Origin of the sequence: Pirellulimonas nuda, from assembly GCF_007750855.1 — a bacterium.
Taxonomy (GTDB): Bacteria; Planctomycetota; Planctomycetia; order Pirellulales; family Lacipirellulaceae; genus Pirellulimonas; species Pirellulimonas nuda.
In genome coordinates, this window is sequence record NZ_CP036291.1 from 1,139,368 (window position 1) to 1,156,982 (window position 17,615).

The 17,615-nt window shown below is 66.1% G+C and carries 17 protein-coding genes; 10 read left to right on the forward strand and 7 right to left on the reverse strand.

Annotated features, from left to right (window positions below; genetic code table 11):
* Positions 1–103 precede the first annotated feature (103 nt).
* From Pla175_RS04835 to Pla175_RS04850, 4 genes are all read left to right on the forward strand, one after another.
* Positions 104–1,066: a type I phosphomannose isomerase catalytic subunit gene (locus tag Pla175_RS04835; protein ID WP_145281636.1), complete on the forward strand. Its 963-nt coding sequence runs from the start codon at positions 104–106 to the stop codon at positions 1,064–1,066.
* 165 nt (positions 1,067–1,231) lie between these two features.
* Positions 1,232–1,486: a membrane or secreted protein gene (locus Pla175_RS04840; RefSeq protein WP_145281638.1), complete on the forward strand. Its 255-nt coding sequence runs from the start codon at positions 1,232–1,234 to the stop codon at positions 1,484–1,486.
* A 51-nt stretch (positions 1,487–1,537) separates the two neighbouring features.
* Positions 1,538–2,620: a pseudouridine synthase gene (locus Pla175_RS04845; protein ID WP_145281640.1), complete on the forward strand. Its 1,083-nt coding sequence runs from the start codon at positions 1,538–1,540 to the stop codon at positions 2,618–2,620.
* Complete coding sequence (locus Pla175_RS04850; RefSeq protein WP_145281642.1) at positions 2,617–3,489, forward strand: dihydroorotate dehydrogenase electron transfer subunit; 873 nt, start codon at positions 2,617–2,619, stop codon at positions 3,487–3,489. Before Pla175_RS04845 ends, Pla175_RS04850 begins: the two co-directional genes overlap by 4 nt.
* A gap of 81 nt (positions 3,490–3,570) precedes the next feature.
* Here Pla175_RS04850 and rpsT read toward each other — a convergent pair whose 3' ends face one another.
* Positions 3,571–3,978, reverse strand: a complete 408-nt coding sequence (rpsT, locus tag Pla175_RS04855; RefSeq protein WP_231954196.1) for a 30S ribosomal protein S20 — start codon at positions 3,976–3,978, stop codon at positions 3,571–3,573.
* Positions 3,929–5,377 (reverse strand): tetratricopeptide repeat protein, encoded by a 1,449-nt coding sequence (locus Pla175_RS04860; protein WP_145281644.1) that lies wholly within the window; start codon positions 5,375–5,377, stop codon positions 3,929–3,931. The genes rpsT and Pla175_RS04860 overlap by 50 nt, the downstream gene beginning before the upstream one ends.
* A gap of 139 nt (positions 5,378–5,516) precedes the next feature.
* Between Pla175_RS04860 and cobA the strand changes: the two genes are divergently transcribed.
* The gene (gene cobA, locus Pla175_RS04865; protein WP_145281646.1) at positions 5,517–7,046 is read left to right on the forward strand and encodes a uroporphyrinogen-III C-methyltransferase; all 1,530 of its coding nucleotides are present in this window, start codon (positions 5,517–5,519) and stop codon (positions 7,044–7,046) included.
* Positions 7,047–7,129: 83 nt separating this feature from the next.
* Here cobA and can read toward each other — a convergent pair whose 3' ends face one another.
* The 3 genes from can to Pla175_RS04880 form a co-directional block, all read right to left on the reverse strand.
* Positions 7,130–7,762 carry a carbonate dehydratase gene (can, locus tag Pla175_RS04870; protein WP_145281649.1) on the reverse strand — a complete coding sequence of 211 codons (633 nt, stop codon included), beginning with the start codon at positions 7,760–7,762 and terminating at the stop codon, positions 7,130–7,132.
* A 5-nt stretch (positions 7,763–7,767) separates the two neighbouring features.
* The gene (locus Pla175_RS04875; RefSeq protein WP_145281652.1) at positions 7,768–9,483 is read right to left on the reverse strand and encodes a SulP family inorganic anion transporter; all 1,716 of its coding nucleotides are present in this window, start codon (positions 9,481–9,483) and stop codon (positions 7,768–7,770) included.
* A gap of 163 nt (positions 9,484–9,646) precedes the next feature.
* On the reverse strand, positions 9,647–10,006 hold the full coding sequence (locus Pla175_RS04880; protein ID WP_145281654.1) for a hypothetical protein: 360 nt from the start codon (positions 10,004–10,006) through the stop codon (positions 9,647–9,649).
* Positions 10,007–10,264: 258 nt separating this feature from the next.
* Here Pla175_RS04880 and Pla175_RS04885 point away from each other — a divergent pair, with 258 nt between their 5' ends.
* Positions 10,265–11,422 (forward strand): NAD(P)/FAD-dependent oxidoreductase, encoded by a 1,158-nt coding sequence (locus Pla175_RS04885; protein WP_145281656.1) that lies wholly within the window; start codon positions 10,265–10,267, stop codon positions 11,420–11,422.
* Positions 11,423–11,484: 62 nt separating this feature from the next.
* Here Pla175_RS04885 and Pla175_RS04890 read toward each other — a convergent pair whose 3' ends face one another.
* On the reverse strand, positions 11,485–12,489 hold the full coding sequence (locus tag Pla175_RS04890; protein ID WP_145281658.1) for a hypothetical protein: 1,005 nt from the start codon (positions 12,487–12,489) through the stop codon (positions 11,485–11,487).
* Between the two features lie 672 nt (positions 12,490–13,161).
* On the opposite strand from Pla175_RS04890, the gene Pla175_RS04895 reads away from it, so the two are divergent.
* From Pla175_RS04895 to Pla175_RS04905, 3 genes are read left to right on the forward strand one after another with little or no spacing between them, the layout of a single operon-like run.
* On the forward strand, positions 13,162–13,566 hold the full coding sequence (locus Pla175_RS04895; RefSeq protein WP_145281660.1) for a VOC family protein: 405 nt from the start codon (positions 13,162–13,164) through the stop codon (positions 13,564–13,566).
* Between the two features lie 57 nt (positions 13,567–13,623).
* Positions 13,624–14,100, forward strand: a complete 477-nt coding sequence (locus tag Pla175_RS04900) for an SRPBCC family protein (RefSeq protein WP_145281662.1) — start codon at positions 13,624–13,626, stop codon at positions 14,098–14,100.
* Between the two features lie 42 nt (positions 14,101–14,142).
* Positions 14,143–14,541 (forward strand): DoxX family protein, encoded by a 399-nt coding sequence (locus tag Pla175_RS04905; RefSeq protein ID WP_145281665.1) that lies wholly within the window; start codon positions 14,143–14,145, stop codon positions 14,539–14,541.
* A 415-nt stretch (positions 14,542–14,956) separates the two neighbouring features.
* On the opposite strand, the gene Pla175_RS04910 is transcribed toward Pla175_RS04905, so the two are convergent.
* Positions 14,957–15,760, reverse strand: coding sequence for a PEP-CTERM sorting domain-containing protein (locus Pla175_RS04910; RefSeq protein WP_145281667.1), 804 nt, complete (start codon positions 15,758–15,760; stop codon positions 14,957–14,959).
* Positions 15,761–16,437: 677 nt separating this feature from the next.
* On the opposite strand from Pla175_RS04910, the gene Pla175_RS04915 reads away from it, so the two are divergent.
* Positions 16,438–17,511 carry a glycoside hydrolase family protein gene (locus Pla175_RS04915; RefSeq protein ID WP_145281670.1) on the forward strand — a complete coding sequence of 358 codons (1,074 nt, stop codon included), beginning with the start codon at positions 16,438–16,440 and terminating at the stop codon, positions 17,509–17,511.
* Positions 17,512–17,615: the final 104 nt, after the last annotated feature.

Sequence of the window (17,615 nt, forward strand, 5' to 3'; positions counted from 1 at the left end):
ATGATCCGCGTCCGATTCGTCGCCTCTTGGCGGTTGGGGCCGGTTGGATAGACTGAGCCAAAGTAGCTTCCACCAACAGTTTAGGTCAAAGGTCCGCGCCGCTATGCAGACGCTCCCGCTGCTGACGTTCGAGCCGCTTTTTCAACGGTATTTGTGGGGAGGCCGGCGGCTCGGGGGGGTGCTCGGCAAGGCGATCGGGCCCGGGGACAACTACGCCGAGAGCTGGGAAATAGTCGACCACTCCGACGGCCAGAGCGTCGTCGCCGACGGCCCGCTGGTCGGGAGGACGCTGGGCGAGGTCGTTGAGGAGCACAACGCCCTCTTGTTTGGGCGCCACGCCCCGCAGCAGAAGTTTCCGCTACTGCTGAAGTTTCTTGACGCTAACCGCACGCTCAGCGTCCAGGTCCACCCAAACGACGCGCAGGGCGCGAAACTCGATCCTCCCGACCTGGGCAAGACCGAGGCCTGGGTCGTGCTGGCCGCAGAGCCGGGGGCCAAGATCTACGCGGGGCTGCGGGCGGGCGTCGATCGGGAGGGGCTGGCCGCGGCGATGGAAGCCGGGACGTGCGACGCGTGCCTTCACGTTATCGAGCCAGCGGTTGGCGACTGTGTGTTCATCCCCGCCGGCACGGTCCACGCCCTGGGGGAGGGGATCGTGATCGCCGAGATCCAGCAGGCCAGCAACACCACCTTCCGGCTGTTCGACTGGAACCGTGTCGACAAGGATGGCCAGCCCCGGCCGCTGCACATCCGCCAGTCGCTGGAAGTAACCGATTTCGACCGCGGACCGGTCGAGCCGCAAACGCCGGAGCCAACCGGCGATGGGGCCCAGCGGCTGGTCACCTGTGACAAGTTTGTGCTCGAACGCCGCGAGCTGGCCGAGGGCTGGACACTGCCCCAAGACGACCGATTCCATATCCTGGCGGTGGTGGCCGGAGAGGCCGTCGCAAACGCCGGCGAGCAAAGCATCGCGCTGACGTTGGGAAGCGCCGTGCTGGCGCCAGCACGCCGGCCGTCGACCGTGGTGTCGGGCGAGGCCGTGCTGCTAGATATGTACCTCCCCTAAACCCCCGGGGCGAGCTGTCGGAGTAACCCGGCGGAGTCGTCACGGGATAGCGCTGACTGCTCGCACAGCGGGCCCAATAAGAAGAACTCCGGCGGCTGACGCCGACGGCTCGCCTGTGGAGAGAGTGGTCTCGGGCGCGGCGGGCAGACTTGCTACGCTTCCGCGATGCGCCTCCTGCTCTCCATCGCGATCGTCTGCTCCGCCGTTGGTTGCAGCCCGTTTACGCGCCGCCCGAACTTCCTCCATCCCGGTCCGGCCGGGCCGCAGCAGGTCGAAGCGATCTACCACGACCCCTATCCGCTGCCAGACATCGGTCCGGCGGTCGTGGGGGGCAGGCCGCGCGAGTACCAGCAACCGGTTCCGGAGGTCGTCCGCGGTCGGCTATCCGGGGACGCGCCGCAGCTCGTGCCTAGCTTCTAATCGCGGCTGGGCGACTAGGTCGCTGGCGCCGGTCCAGCTACGATGGACGGGATGAAACGCCGCCCCGCAAAGAAACGCCCCACCGCCGGCGCCCGGCCACCGGGCAAACCGAGGAAACCGTCCGCCGGCCGTAGGCCGGCTGCTGCTGGGGGGGCGTCTGAGCAGACGGGGGAGAGGTTGCAGAAGGTGCTGGCCGCGGCCGGCATCGCCAGCCGGCGGGAGTGCGAGGCGCTGATCCTCGAGGGGCGGATCGAGGTCGACGACCAGGTCGTCACCGAACTGGGCATGCGGGTCGACCCCACGCAGCAGAAGATCGAGATGGACGGCGAAGCGATCGCTCGGCCCAAGCGGATCTACTACGCGGTCAACAAGCCCGAAGGGGTGGTCTGCACGGCCCGCGACCCGTCGGGTCGCCCGCGCGTGATTGACCTGTTGCCCCCCGACCTGGGGCGGGTGTTCAACGTCGGCCGGCTCGACATGTCAAGCGACGGCCTGATCTTGCTCACCAACGACGGCGAGCTGGCCAACCAGCTTACCCATCCCAAGCACGGGGTTGAGAAGATCTACCACGTGCAAGTGGCCGGGATGCCGACCCCCGAGGTGATCGCTCAGCTCAAGAAAGGGGTCTACCTGGCCGAGGGAAAGGCGCACTTCGAGCACGTGAAGATCAAGTCGCGTCGCAAGAAGTCGACGGTCCTGGAGGTCGTCCTCGACGAAGGCCGCAACCGCGAGATCCGCCGCCTGCTGGCGCGGGTGGGGCACAAGGTGCAGAAGCTCACGCGGGTCGCGGTGGGTCCGGTCAAGCTGGGCGAACTGCCGAGCGCCGCGTACCGACAATTGACCGACGCCGAAGTCAAGTCGCTCCGCAAAGCGGCCGAGGGGGTCGAGCTAACCCCTCGCCCACGCCGACGCAAACCGACCGGGAGCCGGACCTCGCCGGAACGATCAAAGCGGGACGGGGCCTCTCGCGAGAGGCCCGTAGGGCAGGGGGGGGGACCCCGGAAGGCCGGTCGGCCTGCCGCGGGAAAGCCCGTCAAGAAGACAGCCAAGACGGCCGCTAAGAACGCCAGGCCGGCCGCCGCCAAGAAGGGGCCCGCTCCGCGTCCTCCCATGAAACGTAAGACCATCGAATGAACGCCGCGTCCCCGATCCACGCAACGCACTGCGCCGACAACGCCCGCTTCATCCAGGCCGAGATCCTTGAAAACGAGCCGGTCGCCCAAGACACGTTCCGACTGAGGGTCGAAGCCGCCGAAATCGCGGCACGGATCGTCCCGGGACAGTTTGTGATGATCCGGCTCGCGGGGGTGAACGACCCGCTGCTGGGCCGGGCGCTTGCCCTGTACGACGTATCGGCCAGCCGGGCCGCGATCGACGTCGTGTACCTGCGGATGGGCAAGCTCACCCGCGAGCTCGCTCGGCGGCAGCCCGGCGACGCGGTTGAGCTGTGGGGGCCCCTGGGCAACGGCTTTGTGCTTCCCGCTGCGGATCGGCTGGTCATGGTCGCCGGGGGCATCGGCCAGACGCCCATGCTGGCCCTCGGCAAGGAGGCGCTCGGCGTCTGTTCGTACGGCAGACCCAGCCGCACTGCGCCAAGGTTTGGCTCTACCGTGCTCTGCTACGGCGTCCGCAACGCGTCGCTGCTGGCCGGCGCCGACGACTTCCGCGCCGCGGGGATCGACCTGCGCATCGCCAGCGACGACGGCTCGATCGGACGACACGGGCTGGTGACAGAACTACTGGTGGAAGCACTGCAGGAGTGTGGCGACCAGAGCGTTGTGGTCGCTACCTGCGGCCCCGAACCGATGATGGCCCGTGTGGCGGAGATTTGCGCCGACCGCGGAGTGCTCTGCTTTGCGTCGCTGGAAACGCCGATGGCCTGCGGCATCGGCATTTGCTTCAGTTGCGTCGCTCCGGTCCGCCAGCAAGACGGCGGATGGGACTACAAACGCACCTGTGTCGAAGGCCCCGTATTCGACGCAGCGAGCCTCGTCTGGGAGTAGGGTGCACGAAGCGCGCCAAACGGAGTGAAACACTCCTTCCCTCTCTATTGCGACGCGGCGAGTTCCCTCGCTTGACTCACCCTAGGCTGAGGCGGGCTGCTTGAGCGCCTTGACCGCCTTCGACAGCCGGCTCTTCGTGCGGGCGGCGGCGTTGGCATGGATCAGGTTCTTGGCGGCTGCTTGGTCAAGCTTCTTCTGAGTCGCGATCAGCTCCTTGCTGCTCAATTCCACATCCCCGGCAGCAATCGCTGCGCGCGTCTTCTTGATCTGGGTCCGAAGAGCGGAACGGCCGGCCCGGTTGCGGGCATTGCGGTCGATGCTTTGACGAAGACGTTTCTTGGCGCCGGCTGAGTTAGGCATAACGGGGCAGATCGAGGATTTGACGTGGAGACGGGGTGGTGCGGCGGCCCAAGCCCGGAAGGGGGCGGCGCCGGCGAAGCTACGGATTTTGCCGCATTCGGGCGAGTTTGTCCAGCCGGTCGCCCACATCGCGGTACCCGAAGTCGATGGCCGCAAGGTCGGTTAGGCACTTTTCAGCCCGCTCGAACTCTCGCATCCCGCTGGCGAGCACCCCCGCTCGGTAGAGCAGCAGCTTGTAGAGGTCCTCGCTCGCTGGGTCACAGGCCTCCAAACCGGCCGTATAACTGGCCAGGGCGAGCTTGTACTGCTCGATATGCTGGAAGCACTCCCCTAGGTGGAGCTGGACCTCTGCCGCCCGCTTGCGGTCTCCCCGGGCCTTCTGGAAGTAGGGGATCGCCTCGCGGTGCTTGCCCAGCTTCTTGAAGCGGACGGCCAGCTCGATCTGGGGGCGGGGGTCTGCGGGGTGACGATCTGCCCGGGCCGCGAAGATTTCTAGCTCGGCTTGGGTCGCCTGGGCGAGCATCTGGCGGGCGAGATGCTTGGCCTCGGGGGTAGCTTCCTCGGCCGCTCGCCGGTCCGCCACCTTGACCTGGGCGTGGACCCGGCACAGCTCAACGTCTTCCCATTTCTCGCGTACCCGTAGGTCGCCCCCGCCCGTCGCAGACAGGGCTTCGGTCAGCAGTTTGGACGCCTTCTCCAGCCGGCCGGCGCTTGCGTAAACGTCTGCGAGTTGCAGGTAGGCCTCTGGGTCGGCCGGATCGGCATCGATGGCTGCTTGCAGCCTAACCGCCTCGTCGCCGGCGGACACGGAGTCGCCCTTGCCGTCGCTTTGGGCGAGGTCGGACACACGGACCGCCGGCCGGGCTTCGACGTCGGCGGCGCCCTGCAGCAAGTCTGCGTTGTACCCGCCGCGTTTGATGGCGTGCTCAACGCTCAGTCGCGACATCGCCTTGGCGGACTCTTCGTCGCCCGGCTTCTGGTGCTGGACACGCTGCCAGCAGCTTATCGCCTGTTCGAACTGGCCTACCTGCTCCAACGCGATGCCGGCTTGGCGGTTGACCTCGACGTCCTTCGCATCGATATCCAGGGCCCAGCGCAGGTAGAACAGCTGGCATTCGCGGCGGTCGAGCTGGCCGCACGCGTCCGCCATCGCCAGCAGCGTCGCAAGGTCGCCGGGGTTCTTGCTCAGAGCCGCGCAGCCCAGCGTGAACGCCTCTCGCCAAGCGCCTCGCGTGATCGCCTTGAGCATGGCCGAGGGCGCCGATCGACTCCGAAGCCCTCCTAGCATTCCTCGACGCCCCGCGCCGGTGTAGGCGCCCAGGTTCGACCGCATCTGCTGTGCATACACCAAGTTCCCCGGGTCTTCGACGACGCATTCGGAGTAAAGCTGGTGCGCGTACTCGCTGTCGCCGCGTTGCTGGCTCGCCCGCCCGCGCTCAAACACCTGCTGCAGCCGCTGGCGGACAGCCAGCGTTAGCGGTGCGGGGCCGCGGGGCGTCGCTTCGTTTGGGGTCGCATCGACGGTCATCGGCGTGTCTTAAACGGGTAAGAACGCGGGAAACTACCCTGTTAGTCTAACACCCGAACGCTGTTCCGGCATGCGAGTCCGGGGCCTGCTGGCGCCCCGGACTCGCTCACGGCCCCGACGAGGGGCATAATCTACCGAGATGCCTCTACCCCAGCCCCAACCAGCCGCCTTGGCGAGAGTCTTCCTGATCGGCGCCGGACCCGGCGATCCCGGGCTGATCACGCTGCGTGGGCGCGACCGGCTGCGGCTGGCCGACGTGGTGCTGTACGACTACTTGTGCGGCGAGGGGGCGCTGGCAGAAACCCGCCCGGGGGCGGAGCTAATCTGCCTCGGCCGCCACGGCGCCGGAAAACTGTGGAGCCAGCCCGAGATCATTGCACGCATGCTGGCCGAAGCCCGCGCCGGGCGTGTCGTCGCCCGCCTGAAGGGGGGCGACCCGAGCGTCTTTGGCCGGGTGGCGGAGGAGATCGACGCCCTGGTGGCGGCCGGCGTGCCCTTCGAGGTCGTCCCGGGCGTAACAACCGCCTCGGCGGCCGCGGCCTACGCCGCGATCCCACTCACCGATCGAGACCACGCCTCGTGCGTCGCCCTGGTCACCGGTCAGGTGCAGGCGGGAAGCGAGTTGACCGAAGCGATCGACTTCGCCCCGCTCGCTCGTTTTCCCGGGACGTTGGTGCTTTACATGGGGGTTACCTCGGCGGGCGCCTGGTCGCGAGAACTCATGGCGCACGGGAAGCCCCCCGAGACGCCGGTCGCGCTGGTGCGGCGTTGTACGCACCCCGATCAAGAAACCTTGGAGACAACGCTCGGCGGCGTCGCCGAGGTGATCCTCGATCGTCGGCTTCGCCCGCCGATCGTTGCGATCGTGGGCGCCGTCGCGTTGCGTGGCGCCGCCGGCTGGTTCGAGTCGCGGCCGCTGTTCGGCCAAACCGTTCTGGTCACGCGGCCCGAACGCCAGGCCGACGCCCTCGCGGAGCGCCTTGCCGACCTCGGCGCCCGCGTGATTCGACAACCCGCGATCGAGATCGAGCCCCCCGACGATTGGGCCGAGGTAGACAGGGCGATCAACCGTCTGGCCACGTACGACTGGGTGGTCTTCTCCAGCGCCAACGGGGTCGAATCGCTGATGAGCCGGTTGGAATCCCGCGGCCTCGACGCACGGCGTTTCGGCGCCGCGAAACTGGCGTCAATCGGGCCGGCCACCACACGGGCGCTGCGCGACCGGGGCCTGATTGCCGACGCGCAGCCGGATACCTACCGGGCAGAGTCGCTTGCGGGCGAGATCGCTGGCGGTGCGGAGGGAAAACGCATCTTGCTCATCCGCGCCAGCCGGGGCAGAGAAACGCTGGCCGAGATGCTCTGCGGGGCGGGGGGGCAAGTCGATCAAGTGGTAGCCTACCAGAGCAACGACGTCGTCGAGGCGAACCCCGAAGTGCTCGGCGCGCTTTTAGACGGGCAGGTCGACTGGATAACGGTCACCAGCAGCGCCATTGCCCGTTCGCTCGCCGCAATGCTTGGCGAGCGCCTCCGCCAGGCGAAGCTGGTCGCCATCAGCCCGCTGACCGCAGAGGCGCTGACACAGCTCGGCTACCCTCCCAAAGCGGTCGCCAGCGAATACACGGCCGACGGCGTGGTCGCGGCGGTGCTCGCCGCCACGACGCAGGCCTGAGCGACCGCCGCGCAGCGGCTCCGGCTATCGCGCGCGCCACGCGACGCGTGAGAGCCGCAGCCGTTCTGCCCGCTTCGTGATGGCTACGAGCACAATCGATAGGTCTCGCTGACTTCGCATCCAGCCGCGTAGCACGCTCCCAGTTCGTGCAGTCGACCGTCGTTCAGCCGATAGATCAGACCGTGCACTTCGATCTCCTGACCGGCGGCCCAGGCGCTCTGCAGGATCGACGTGCTGGCGACGTTCTTCACTTGCTCCACCACATTGAGCTCGCACAAGCGATCGACGCGTTTCGCGAGCTGGTCAATCTGCGACAACGCTTGGCTGTGCGCGGTGCGGACGTCGCGGATATGCCTCAGCCAGTTGTCGATCAAGCCCACGGGTTGATCGCCCATCGCCGTCGCGACCCCACCACAGCCGTAGTGCCCGCACACAATCACGTGCTTAACCTTGAGCACCTTGACCGCGTACTCCAGCACCGACAGGCAGTTGATGTCGGTGTGGATGCACAGGTTCGCGATGTTGCGGTGCACGAAGACTTCGCCCGGCAGCAGGCCCAGGATCTGGTTCGCCGGCACGCGGCTATCAGAACACCCGATCCACAGGTACTTGGGCTCCTGCAGCTTCGCCAGTTCCTCAAAAAAACCTGGCTGGACCTTGGAGACTTCGTTGGCCCAGTGCTCGTTGTTGAGCAGCAATTTATCGATTCCAGACATAGTGGTTAATCCTTGCGGGCAGGTTGAAAGACGGCGCGGGCTAGCCGCTTCTTGCCGTTGCGTTTCTCGGAGTCTGTGAACGTGGCGGTGAGGTCGTCCCAGTCGATCACCAAGCGGCCCCCGTTGGCCTCGTGCTGCTTCTCCCAGTTAACAAACTGCTCGAGCACGGCGTGATCGACGTAGGTCACGTCCTCAAGATGCACGTGCAGCTCCGTGTCGGGGGACACCCGATCGAGCAGCGCCGTGAGCCGCGGCAGTGCGAGGAAAGTCGCCGCGCCTGAGAGACGCATGATCACCCGCCCCCGCACGCTGTCGTTATCGACCTCGATCTTCAGACGGGTAAATCTCCACAACAGCCGCGCGGCGGCCACGGCGATCCCCGTCAGCACCCCGGTCAACAGATCGACACCCACCACCAACGACAGGGTGAGCACGCAGATGGCGCCCTCGATCCAGCGGACCTGGAAGAGCTTCGCGATCGCCCAAGGGTTGATCAGCTTCCAGCCGGTGAACACCAGCACCGCGGCCAGCGCAGCCATGGGGATGTAGTTAAGCACCCACGGCACGGCCGCCACGAGCACCAGCAGCCACACGCCGTGCAGGATGGCCGAGAGTCGCGTCCTGCCGCCGGCGTCGACGTTTGCGGCGCTACGCACGATCACCCCCGTCATCGGCAGCACGCCGAGGGCGCCGCAAATCATGTTGCCGACCCCCTGCGCCCAAAGCTCGCGGTCGTAGTCGGTGCGAACGTGAGACTGCATCTGATCGACCGCGGTGCAGCAAAGCATCGTCTCGGCGCTGGCCACCAGCGCGATCGTGAGCGCCGCGATCAGCATCGCTGGTGTCAGCAGCAGCGACAGTGATTCACGCGTGGGCAGCAGGATCCCGTCGGTGAGGTTGTCGGGCACGTCGACCTGCGTGATCTTCACCCGGCCGCCGTCGCCCGCAGTGGAGGCGGGGTCGGCCTTCCTTTCCGCCAGCACATTGTGCGAGTGCGTGAGGCCCAACGCCGCGGCGACGATTGTAGCGGCCGTAACCGCCACGACCGGCGCCGGGATGATCTTGAGCTGCTTGATCGGAATAAACTTCCACAGCGCCAGGATCAGGATCGTGCCGACCCCGATCGCCGCCGCCAAGTGGTGGGGCGAGCCATCGAGCGGCACAACCCCCTTCATAAACGACGCGGGGATGGTGATCAGGTTCGCTAGGCCCTTGCCCCATGTCTCGACGTAGGGCTTGGCGGCGTTCTTGTCGTCCACCATCACGTGGAACTGGCTGGCGAGGATCAGCACGCCGATGCCGCTGAGCATCCCTTGGATCACGGCCGGCGAGACCGCTCGGAACAGCCCGCCGAACTTCAAGACCCCGGCCACAAACTGGATCAGGCCGGCGGCAAGCACCGCGATGCCCATCGCGGCCATGCCGCGCGTGAGGTTGAACTCACCGTCCACGGTCCCGAAGTTGCGGATGATCTCCGCCACGATGACAAACAATCCGGCGGCCGGACCGCTGACTTGCAGCGGAGAACCGGCGAGGAACCCCACGACCAAACCGCCGACGATACCGGTGATGAGCCCCGCGGCCGGCGGGGCGCCCGAGGCGATCGCGATGCCCATGCAGAGCGGCAGCGCAACCAGAAAGACAATGATGGACGCAGGGACGTCGCTCCGTAGGGTCTCGCTCCAGGATAGACGCCCGTTGCTGCTTGGTTCAGAAGACATGGATGTGGTTCACAAAGTATGAGAAGGGCTTCCGGCGACCGCGCGCAGCCAGCGGCGCAGGGGCGTGAAAAACGGGTGAGTTGGCAAGGGCGCCGGTCGGCCCGAATGGGCCGACGATACTCTCTGGCGGGCGCTCGGCGCTGGGCGCTCGCGCAGGACGCCGCTAGAGCCGCAGAGGGCCGCCAGAGCCGTTGCGGAGCGCGTGTTGGCCGCCGTCGAGCGCCGGCGTGAGGGGCGCCGGTCGTCCGGCGCCCCGAGGGTCGCGGTAGATGCACACCGTGTAGCAGCCGGCAGAATGACCCCCGCCGCCGGAGCACAAGTGCCGCGCCGACTCGCGACGCGGTACGCCGACGAGCACCACCTCGGCCGGCGTCTCTGTCTCGCTCTCGACCTCAGAAGGCCGGAGGAGGTACGTTGGCGCGAGCATCGCCGGGGCCACCAACAACGCCGCCGCGAGCACGCACATCGCTGATCTCCAACGCAGCAGCAGGCGGGCTAGCGGGTTTTGCGTGGTCGAACTCATTGGTACCGACGAAGAGCGGATGGCGTCCCAGTCGGACGCTCGTTGGGCGCGTCCCGCATTGTACCCGAGGAGCCGACGCCAGCAAACAGCGAAGAAAAACCGGCGAGAACCGGTCGTTCGGCCCCGACTGGGCGCCTCGACTGGCGCCTCGACTGCGGCCCTGCGTCGGGGCCTGCGCCCCGCGGGCAAGGCCCCGGCGCACGCGGTATGCTGGCGGCGGAACCCCTCGCCCCCAGCACCCACGGCCGCCCCCCGCCCATGCCGAGCACGCCCCCCGCCCCCGCCGCGCCGCTGGACTGCGTGGTCGTTGGGGCCAGCTTTGCCGGGCTGGCGTGCGCCACGGTGCTGGCGCGGGCCGGGTTGCGCGTGCGGGTGGTCGAGCGGAAGGCCGACCCCGGCGACGGGCTGCACACCACCGGGATCATTGTCAAAGACGCGGTCGAACAGGTCGCCCTGCTCGACGCGCTGCCCCCGCAACTGACGCGCAGGGTGCCCGGCGTGCGGCTCTACGCGCCCAACATGCGGCACGTCGACCTCGACGCCCCCGGCTACTACTTCCTCACCACCGATACGCCGGGCGTGATCCGCTGGCTCGCCGAGCAGGCCCGCACAGCGGGCGCCGAGGTCGTGTGCCAAACCCCCTTCACCGGCGCCCAGCGGGTACAAAGCGGGTTCGAGCTCGCCGGCATCGGCCAGACACGGTTCCTCGTCGGCGCCGATGGGCCCAACTCCAACGTCGCCCGTGCGCTGGGTCTGGGTCAAAACCGGAGGTTCCTCTTCGGCATGGAGTACGAAGTAGCAGGCGCCACGATCGACGCCCCCGACAGGCTCCACTGCCTGCTCGACCGCCGACTCGCGCCGGGCTACATCGGTTGGATGGTCCCCGGCGTCGACGTGCTTCAGGTGGGGCTCGCCCGGCGGATGCGGCCCGACCAGCAAGCCATCCGGCCCGTGATGGACGCCTTCCTGCAGAAGCTGGCCCCCGTGTGCGACCTGCGTCCGCTGATCGACGACGCGAGCAATCCTCCCGGCATCCGCGCCGGGTTGATCCCTTGCGGCGGCGTCGTGCGGCCGGTCGCTACCGAACGCGCCCTGCTGGTCGGCGACGCCGCTGGCATGGTCTCGCCCGTCACCGCCGGGGGGATCCACACCGCGCTCAAGCACGGCCTGGCCGCCGGCCACGCGATCGCCGACTTCCTCACCGGCAAACGCGAAGACCCCAGCCGGTGGTTTGTCGATTCGTACCCCAAGTTCCGCAGCAAACGGCTCCTCCGCTGGTTGTTTGATCATTTCCAGAGCGATACTGCATTCAACCTGCTGTTGGCGACCGCCCCGATGCGGGCCGCGGCCAGCCGGGTTTATTTTCATCGCAAGGGGGTCTTCAACCCGCCGGCACGCGGTACAAAGCCGACATAAACAAACCCCGGCAGGGGAGGGAAGCCTGCCGGGGCGCGCCCGTGTCGACACGGGCCATCGGGCTAGCGGAGCATCGCGCTCTTGGACGATGTCAGGGTCGAGCCGTACGCGCTCCAAAAACTCATCGAGGGCTCAAAGTTCACCTCGGTCTTCGAGTTCACAGGCCCGTCCTGCGAACGGGTCAGCTTGTCGGTCCCGGCGCCGCCGTCCAGTTGCATGTGGTCCGCCCGGCAGTACACCAGGTCTAGGTTGTCGTCGCCGTTGCCCAGCGACACGTAGAAGTCGTCGATCGTCTGCACTTCGCGCAGGCGGACCGTGTCGGCGCCGTCCCCGGTGTTCAGGAAGAGGTTGCCCCCCATCGTCACGCCGGTCATGTTCAACACGTCGTTCCCGGCGCCGGTGTTCATCGCGAGCGTGCCGTAAACCACGGCGCCCACCATATCAACGTAGTCGGTCTCGTTCTCGTTGACGTTGTTGTACGTCGACACACCCATGCCGCCGCGGAAGCTGCTCCAGCCTTCGACGCGCAGCGAGTCCACCCCGGCCCCGGTGCTAATCGACGTAAAGTCGCTCGCGTCGTTGCCGATGCTCGAGTTGTAGAACGACACGTAGTCGTTCCCGGCGCCGGTGCGCACGGTCATCCCGCCCGTCGTCCTGATTGACCCGACGAACACCTGGTCGGCGTCTGCCGGCCCCCCCAGCTGGTCCATGTTCAGCGTCACGTTGCGAAAGTTCGCGCCGCCCGCCAGCACCACCTTGTCGTTGCCGGCGCCCAGGTTCACTTGCAGGTCGCCGGTGACGGTGAAGTCTTTGTACGCGGCGCCGTTCACCTTGGTGACGGTGCCGTCGAGGTTCGTGATCCCTTGCACCCGGATCTGACCGTTGGAGAGCTGCGACACCTGCACGGCGTTGGCCGTTTGGTAGTTGCCGACCGCCTCGCCGATGTAGAGGTGCCCCCCCGACTGGATGCTGGCGGTGACGTCGCCCGCCATCATCTCGCGCTTCTCCATCGTTTCCATGCCAAACCGCGCCGGCTTCTTCGTGATGCTCTTCGACTTCTTGGACATTCTCGTAACCTTTTCCGTCAGGGACCCGCAGCGGGCGTCCCGAGTTGCAAGGCCCCACTGGGCCCGATGCAATACGTACGCGCTTTGAACCCCGCCGTTACCGGTCGGCCGACGCTCGATGTCTGGCGTTCGCACAACCTCTCCGCTGCGGCCGGCCCGATTCTTTTTGTCCGAATGTCCACCGCCGGCGGGATTCAAAAATCGGACAAAACCCCCCCTCGCTCACCCACCAACCGCGTAAATCCCTGCGTTTTCGCCCCGGCCGACCGGCCGGCGCCCCCCGCCAACCCCTTCCGGACGCGCCGAAGCCCCCCGCCAGCGGACAAAACTCCCCCCGATCGGACACCTCCGGGACAAAACCCCGCGCGGGTTTCTCGAGACGCAATCGGTAGGTCAGGCTGGGCCTGACGCCGCGGGGCGCACGACGCCGCTACGTCAGGCACAGCCTGACCTACCGATTGCCCCCCGGCGCGCATACTCTTGCGGCGTCATTGTCGCGGCGCCGGTGGCTATTTGCGACCCAAAACTCCCGTACGCCCGGCCGCCGCAGATTTTTCCTGTGCCGGGCGTCGATTTGGCCCCCGACCGTTCGACTACTAGTAGCTGCAAACCAATCCGCCCCGTCGTTCGCCCGTCGCTCGTCGGCAGCGGCCACAACCCAAGGAGCCCCCGATGAACAAGAGCATCTTTATCAACCTTCCGGTTGCGGACCTCGACAAATCGATCGCGTTTTACGCGGCGCTCGGGTTCGAGCAGAACCCGCAGTTCTCCGACGAGACGGCCGCGTGCATGGTCTGGAGCGACGCCATCTATGTGATGCTGCTGACGCACGCGAAGTGGAAGACGTTCACCAGCCGCCCGATCCCCCCCAGCACCGCTAGCGAGGTCATGCTGGCCCTGGCGTGCGCGGACCGCGAGGCGGTCGATCGCCTGAACGACGCCGCCGAGCAGAACGGCGGAACGGCCGACATCAACCCGAAGCAAGAGCTGGGGTTCATGTACAACCGGAACCTGGCCGACCCGGACGGCCACGTCTGGGAGATGTTCTGGATGGACCCCGCGGCCATGCAAGGCTAGCCGCCCGCGGTCCGACCGACCCGACCGACCATCCCCTTTTTGCAAGGAGCGCCCCTCATGTCCGATCCATCCAACACCGTCCGGCTCCACCGCGTGCTCCGCGCCCCGGCAGAACGCGTGTACCGCGCGTTCGTCGACCCGGGGGCGTGGCAGCGGTGGCTCCCCCCCTACGGCTACGTCGGCGAGGTGCACGAGCACCACGCTAAGGTCGGCGGCGCCTACCGGATGACGTTCACCAACTTCGCCGCCGGCGCGGGCCACACGTTCGGCGGCACGTACCTCGAACTAACCCCCCACAAGCGTATCCGCTACACCAGCCGGTTCGACTCCCCCGACCTGCCGGGCGAGATGACCACCACGATCGACCTCGACGAGTTCTCGTGCGGCACAGAGATTAGCATCGTGCAGCAAGGGATCCCCGAGCCCATCCCCGCCAAGAGTTGCTACCTGGGCTGGCAAGAATCGTTGCTGCAGTTGGCCCGGCTGGTCGAGGCGGGGCCGCCGCACGAGTCGCCGGACGGTGAGCAGGCGTAGCAAGGCTCGGTACAACTCAATTTCAAACCACGGGGTTTCTTTATGTCTGCCAGAACCAAACAGATCACCGGCTGGGTGCTTACCGGGCTCGTCGGGCTGTTCCTGATCGGCGTCAGCGGCGTCCCAAAGTTCTTCGACTCTCAGCAGCTTCGCGAGATGATGGCCCACCTGGGGCTGTCCATGGAGTTGCTCCCCGCCCTCGGCGTGCTCGAGATCACGATCACGCTGCTCTACCTCATCCCGCGCACGTCGTTTCTGGGAGCGATCCTATTGACGGGCTACCTCGGCGGCGCGGTGCTGACGCACCTGCGCGTGGGCGACCCGTGGTTCTTCCCGGTCGTGATCGGAATGCTGGCGTGGCTGGGCCTCGCGCTGCGGCAGCCGGCGATTCTTCGATTGGCGATGGACGGCCGGGCGCCGTTGCCGGCTCGGGAGGTGTAGTCAATCGTAGGGCAGGTGGTTCTGCCGGCCTAAAAGAGCCGGCAATCGAAATCAGCCGACTCGCCGCCGGCCATCACCTACCTCTTACCAATGCAGCAAGTTGAGACGCTAAGCGTCGCCATGAGAACTGCCCCGGAGGGGCAGCGGCGTATAGCCAGGGACGCCAGTCCCTGGAGCGCCACGCGACCGGGCCACGAAGCCCCGGAGGGGCGACAGCGCGTTGCGTCGACCGACGCGCCGTCGCCCCTCCGGGGCTCTTGGGATTGCCGGCCCGGCTACCAGGGACTTGCGTCCCTGGCTATACGCCGTCGGCCCTCCGGGCCTGAGCCACGCCGGTAGAGCGGCAGCGGACTAGTGGCGTTCGCCGCCTCATCGCGTCCTGCGTCACTGCCGACCCAGCCGTGCTGCCCGGGCGTCACGCGCGGCGTCGCAAGCCTGCGCACGCGAAGGCGCCCAGCCCTAGCAGCAGCAGGCTGGTCGGCTCGGGGACGGCTTGGGAGGAGAAGAAGATGCCGGTGGCGTTGGCGGTTCCGGAGAACTCCTCTCCTTCGGCAAACCCTTCGCGCAGGCCTTGCACCACATCGAAGAACTCCAGCACCGCCAGGTACTCGCCGCCGGCCGCCAGCGTGCCCGCCGGCAGCACCGCGCTCGACAGCCCGGTGGCGTCCACGGCCCAAACCTCCAGGTCGGTCGTCTGGTCGATGATCAGCAGGGACTGCTGCTGGATCCCACCCGTCGCCGGGGGCGCCTCCCACGTGAACATAAAGTCCTGGCCCGGGGCGACGCCCCCCAGGCGGCTCACGGCGTTGCCAGTGAAGAACGGGATCGCCCCGGGGAACTCGGCGCCCACCAACACGTCTTCTCGCACCGTGCCGGCCGACGACGTGGCGACGATCGTTAGAATCCCGTCGCCCGGGAACTCGGACAGGAACGCGGCCTCGCCGATGAACTGCCGGCGGCCTTCCCAGTCGTTTGCGTTGAAGTTGACCAGCGGCGCTGGTCCGCCGCTGAGCCCCTCGAGCGAGACGGTATCGAAACCGTCGCCGTTGAACTGACCGTCTACGTCAAACAGGAAGGGGACGGTGGGGGCTACGACGTCGCTGGTCTGCTCGAAGGCGCGGACCTTGGCGACGCTCCAATCGACGACCGCCGCGCAGGCGAGTTGCGCGAAGCAGCAGAGCGCAAGAAAAAACACAAACGCACGATCGCGACACTTCATTAGAACGGTCCGGTTGCAAGAGCTGGGGGGTCCATCAAGCCGGCCCCCAACTTGGGGGATGGGTCCGCTGCGGTCAACCACAAATCGGAGCCCAGACGAAAGAAAGAAAGGATTGGCGGCACGCCAAGAACCAGCCCGCCGGCCGGGCCGCAGGGCCGCCGGGCGCCGCAAACCGTCGCCATGAGAACTGCCCCGGAGGGGCAGCGGCGTCTAGCCAGGGACGCCAGTCCCTGGAGCGCCACGCGACCGGGCCACGAAGCCCCGGAAGGGCGACGGCGCGTTGCGATCGTGTGTTTGTGGACATCGAAACCGAAGTAGCGTAGCTTGGCAGTCATTGGACCAGTCCTGTCGTTGTGGCTCTGACGGGCGGGGAACAATACACCCCCACGTTAACCCACGTCAGACGCCGGGGCTGGTCCAACCATTTTGTCTACGTCACTCGGCAATGTCAGGTAAGATGGCGCTAACGACGTGCTTGAACTTGAGTTGTTCTAGGCTGCCTACAATGCGGGCAATGGCCCCAACGGATTTACTACCATGACCGCACGATTCTCTGAGTAGAAACGCGGCAGTGCTTGTCATGTTCGCGATTGCGACTTTCGGTATTCGGAGCCGCGAAATCTCAACTTGGAAATACGACAGCTGAGGTAAACGTGATCAATAGCCAGCATCTAGCCGTGACGAATTACCTGGTTGGCGCTCTCTTTTGTTTGTCTCTTAGTTTGACAGCAGCAAGCGCTACGGAGCTTCCAGACCCCGGGCAGCGCGTCTGGTCGGATCGTCTTGAGTTTGTTGGCGTTGCTGTAGAAGAGCCCGGCTATCATGTTTGGGGGTCTTCTGCCGTCATCGGGTTAGAAGGAAAGACTCACTTATTTGTCTCCCGTTGGCCAATCACGGCGGGCTTTGGAGCTTGGCTAACTGACTGCGAGGTCGCTCGCTACATCGGCGACAGACCGGAAGGACCGTTCACGTTCTGCGAAGTCGTGCTCAAAGGGAGTGGTCGGGAAACTTGGGACCGTGGGTCTCCGCACAATCCGACCGTGCACAAGGTGGGCGATCAATACGTGCTTCTCTATATCGCTAATCAAGGAGGAAACAAGAAGCAAAGGGTCGCCTCGCAACGCATCGGCATGGTGGTCGCTGATCGCCCCGAAGGCCCTTGGAAGAAGGTCGGCGCCGACGGGCTGATCCTGTCAATCCCTGAAGAACCGACGGTATGGAGCTACGGCTCGACGGTGGGTGTAAACAATCCAGCCTTGCTGCTCCACCCTGACGGTCGTTTCTTTCTTTATTACAAGGCGATGAAGCTTGGCGACGTGCGGCGGATGGGAGTTGCAGTCGCTGACAATCTGGAAGGTCCTTACGTCTTTCACAAAGACCCACTTACCAGCAATCGTTCAGAAATAGAGGATGGATACGCCTTTGTCGAAAATGGAACAATCTGTCTACTCACGACCAATAATCACGCTGGGACGGGATACTTGTGGACATCCGAAGATGGCATCCATTTCGACGAGCCGCTGGTTGGTTTCGAAAAAATTGAAAAGTATGTTTCCCCCGACCTGTTAAAAGACGCCACGACGCATCGTGGCAAAAAATTTGAGCGCCCGCAGGTCTTGCTGCAGAACGGCAAGCCCACGCATCTTTACGTTGCATCAGGAGTTAATCTCCGAGGTGGCCGAGGCACTTGTTCCTGTGTGCTAAGAGTGCATGAGGGCTCATCCAGAAGTAATGTGAGGTCGGGTGAATAGCTTCCCGGCGGCTCGGCTAGCTAGTGCTAGCCTTAGGCCCATCCTGGACCCTAGCGCTGGGTTCACGGTCGCCTGCACAAACCGCAGCCCGTAGACAGAATGGT

Bases quoted from the DNA above. Each gene is read 5' to 3' on its own strand.
- Pla175_RS04835 (WP_145281636.1), top strand. From the start codon at position 104: ATGCAGACGCTCCCGCTGCTGACGTTCGAGCCGCTTTTTCAACGGTAT.
- cobA (WP_145281646.1), top strand. From the start codon at position 5,517: ATGCCTCTACCCCAGCCCCAACCAGCCGCCTTGGCGAGAGTCTTCCTG.
- Pla175_RS04910 (WP_145281667.1), bottom strand. From the start codon at position 15,760: ATGAAGTGTCGCGATCGTGCGTTTGTGTTTTTTCTTGCGCTCTGCTGC.
- Pla175_RS04890 (WP_145281658.1), bottom strand. From the start codon at position 12,489: ATGTCCAAGAAGTCGAAGAGCATCACGAAGAAGCCGGCGCGGTTTGGC.
- rpsT (WP_231954196.1), bottom strand. From the start codon at position 3,978: ATGTGGGCGACCGGCTGGACAAACTCGCCCGAATGCGGCAAAATCCGT.
- Pla175_RS04845 (WP_145281640.1), top strand. From the start codon at position 1,538: ATGAAACGCCGCCCCGCAAAGAAACGCCCCACCGCCGGCGCCCGGCCA.
- can (WP_145281649.1), bottom strand. From the start codon at position 7,762: ATGTCTGGAATCGATAAATTGCTGCTCAACAACGAGCACTGGGCCAAC.
- Pla175_RS04905 (WP_145281665.1), top strand. From the start codon at position 14,143: ATGTCTGCCAGAACCAAACAGATCACCGGCTGGGTGCTTACCGGGCTC.
- Pla175_RS04840 (WP_145281638.1), top strand. From the start codon at position 1,232: ATGCGCCTCCTGCTCTCCATCGCGATCGTCTGCTCCGCCGTTGGTTGC.
- Pla175_RS04895 (WP_145281660.1), top strand. From the start codon at position 13,162: ATGAACAAGAGCATCTTTATCAACCTTCCGGTTGCGGACCTCGACAAA.
- Pla175_RS04875 (WP_145281652.1), bottom strand. From the start codon at position 9,483: ATGTCTTCTGAACCAAGCAGCAACGGGCGTCTATCCTGGAGCGAGACC.
- Pla175_RS04900 (WP_145281662.1), top strand. From the start codon at position 13,624: ATGTCCGATCCATCCAACACCGTCCGGCTCCACCGCGTGCTCCGCGCC.
- Pla175_RS04850 (WP_145281642.1), top strand. From the start codon at position 2,617: ATGAACGCCGCGTCCCCGATCCACGCAACGCACTGCGCCGACAACGCC.
- Pla175_RS04885 (WP_145281656.1), top strand. From the start codon at position 10,265: ATGCCGAGCACGCCCCCCGCCCCCGCCGCGCCGCTGGACTGCGTGGTC.
- Pla175_RS04880 (WP_145281654.1), bottom strand. From the start codon at position 10,006: ATGAGTTCGACCACGCAAAACCCGCTAGCCCGCCTGCTGCTGCGTTGG.
- Pla175_RS04860 (WP_145281644.1), bottom strand. From the start codon at position 5,377: ATGACCGTCGATGCGACCCCAAACGAAGCGACGCCCCGCGGCCCCGCA.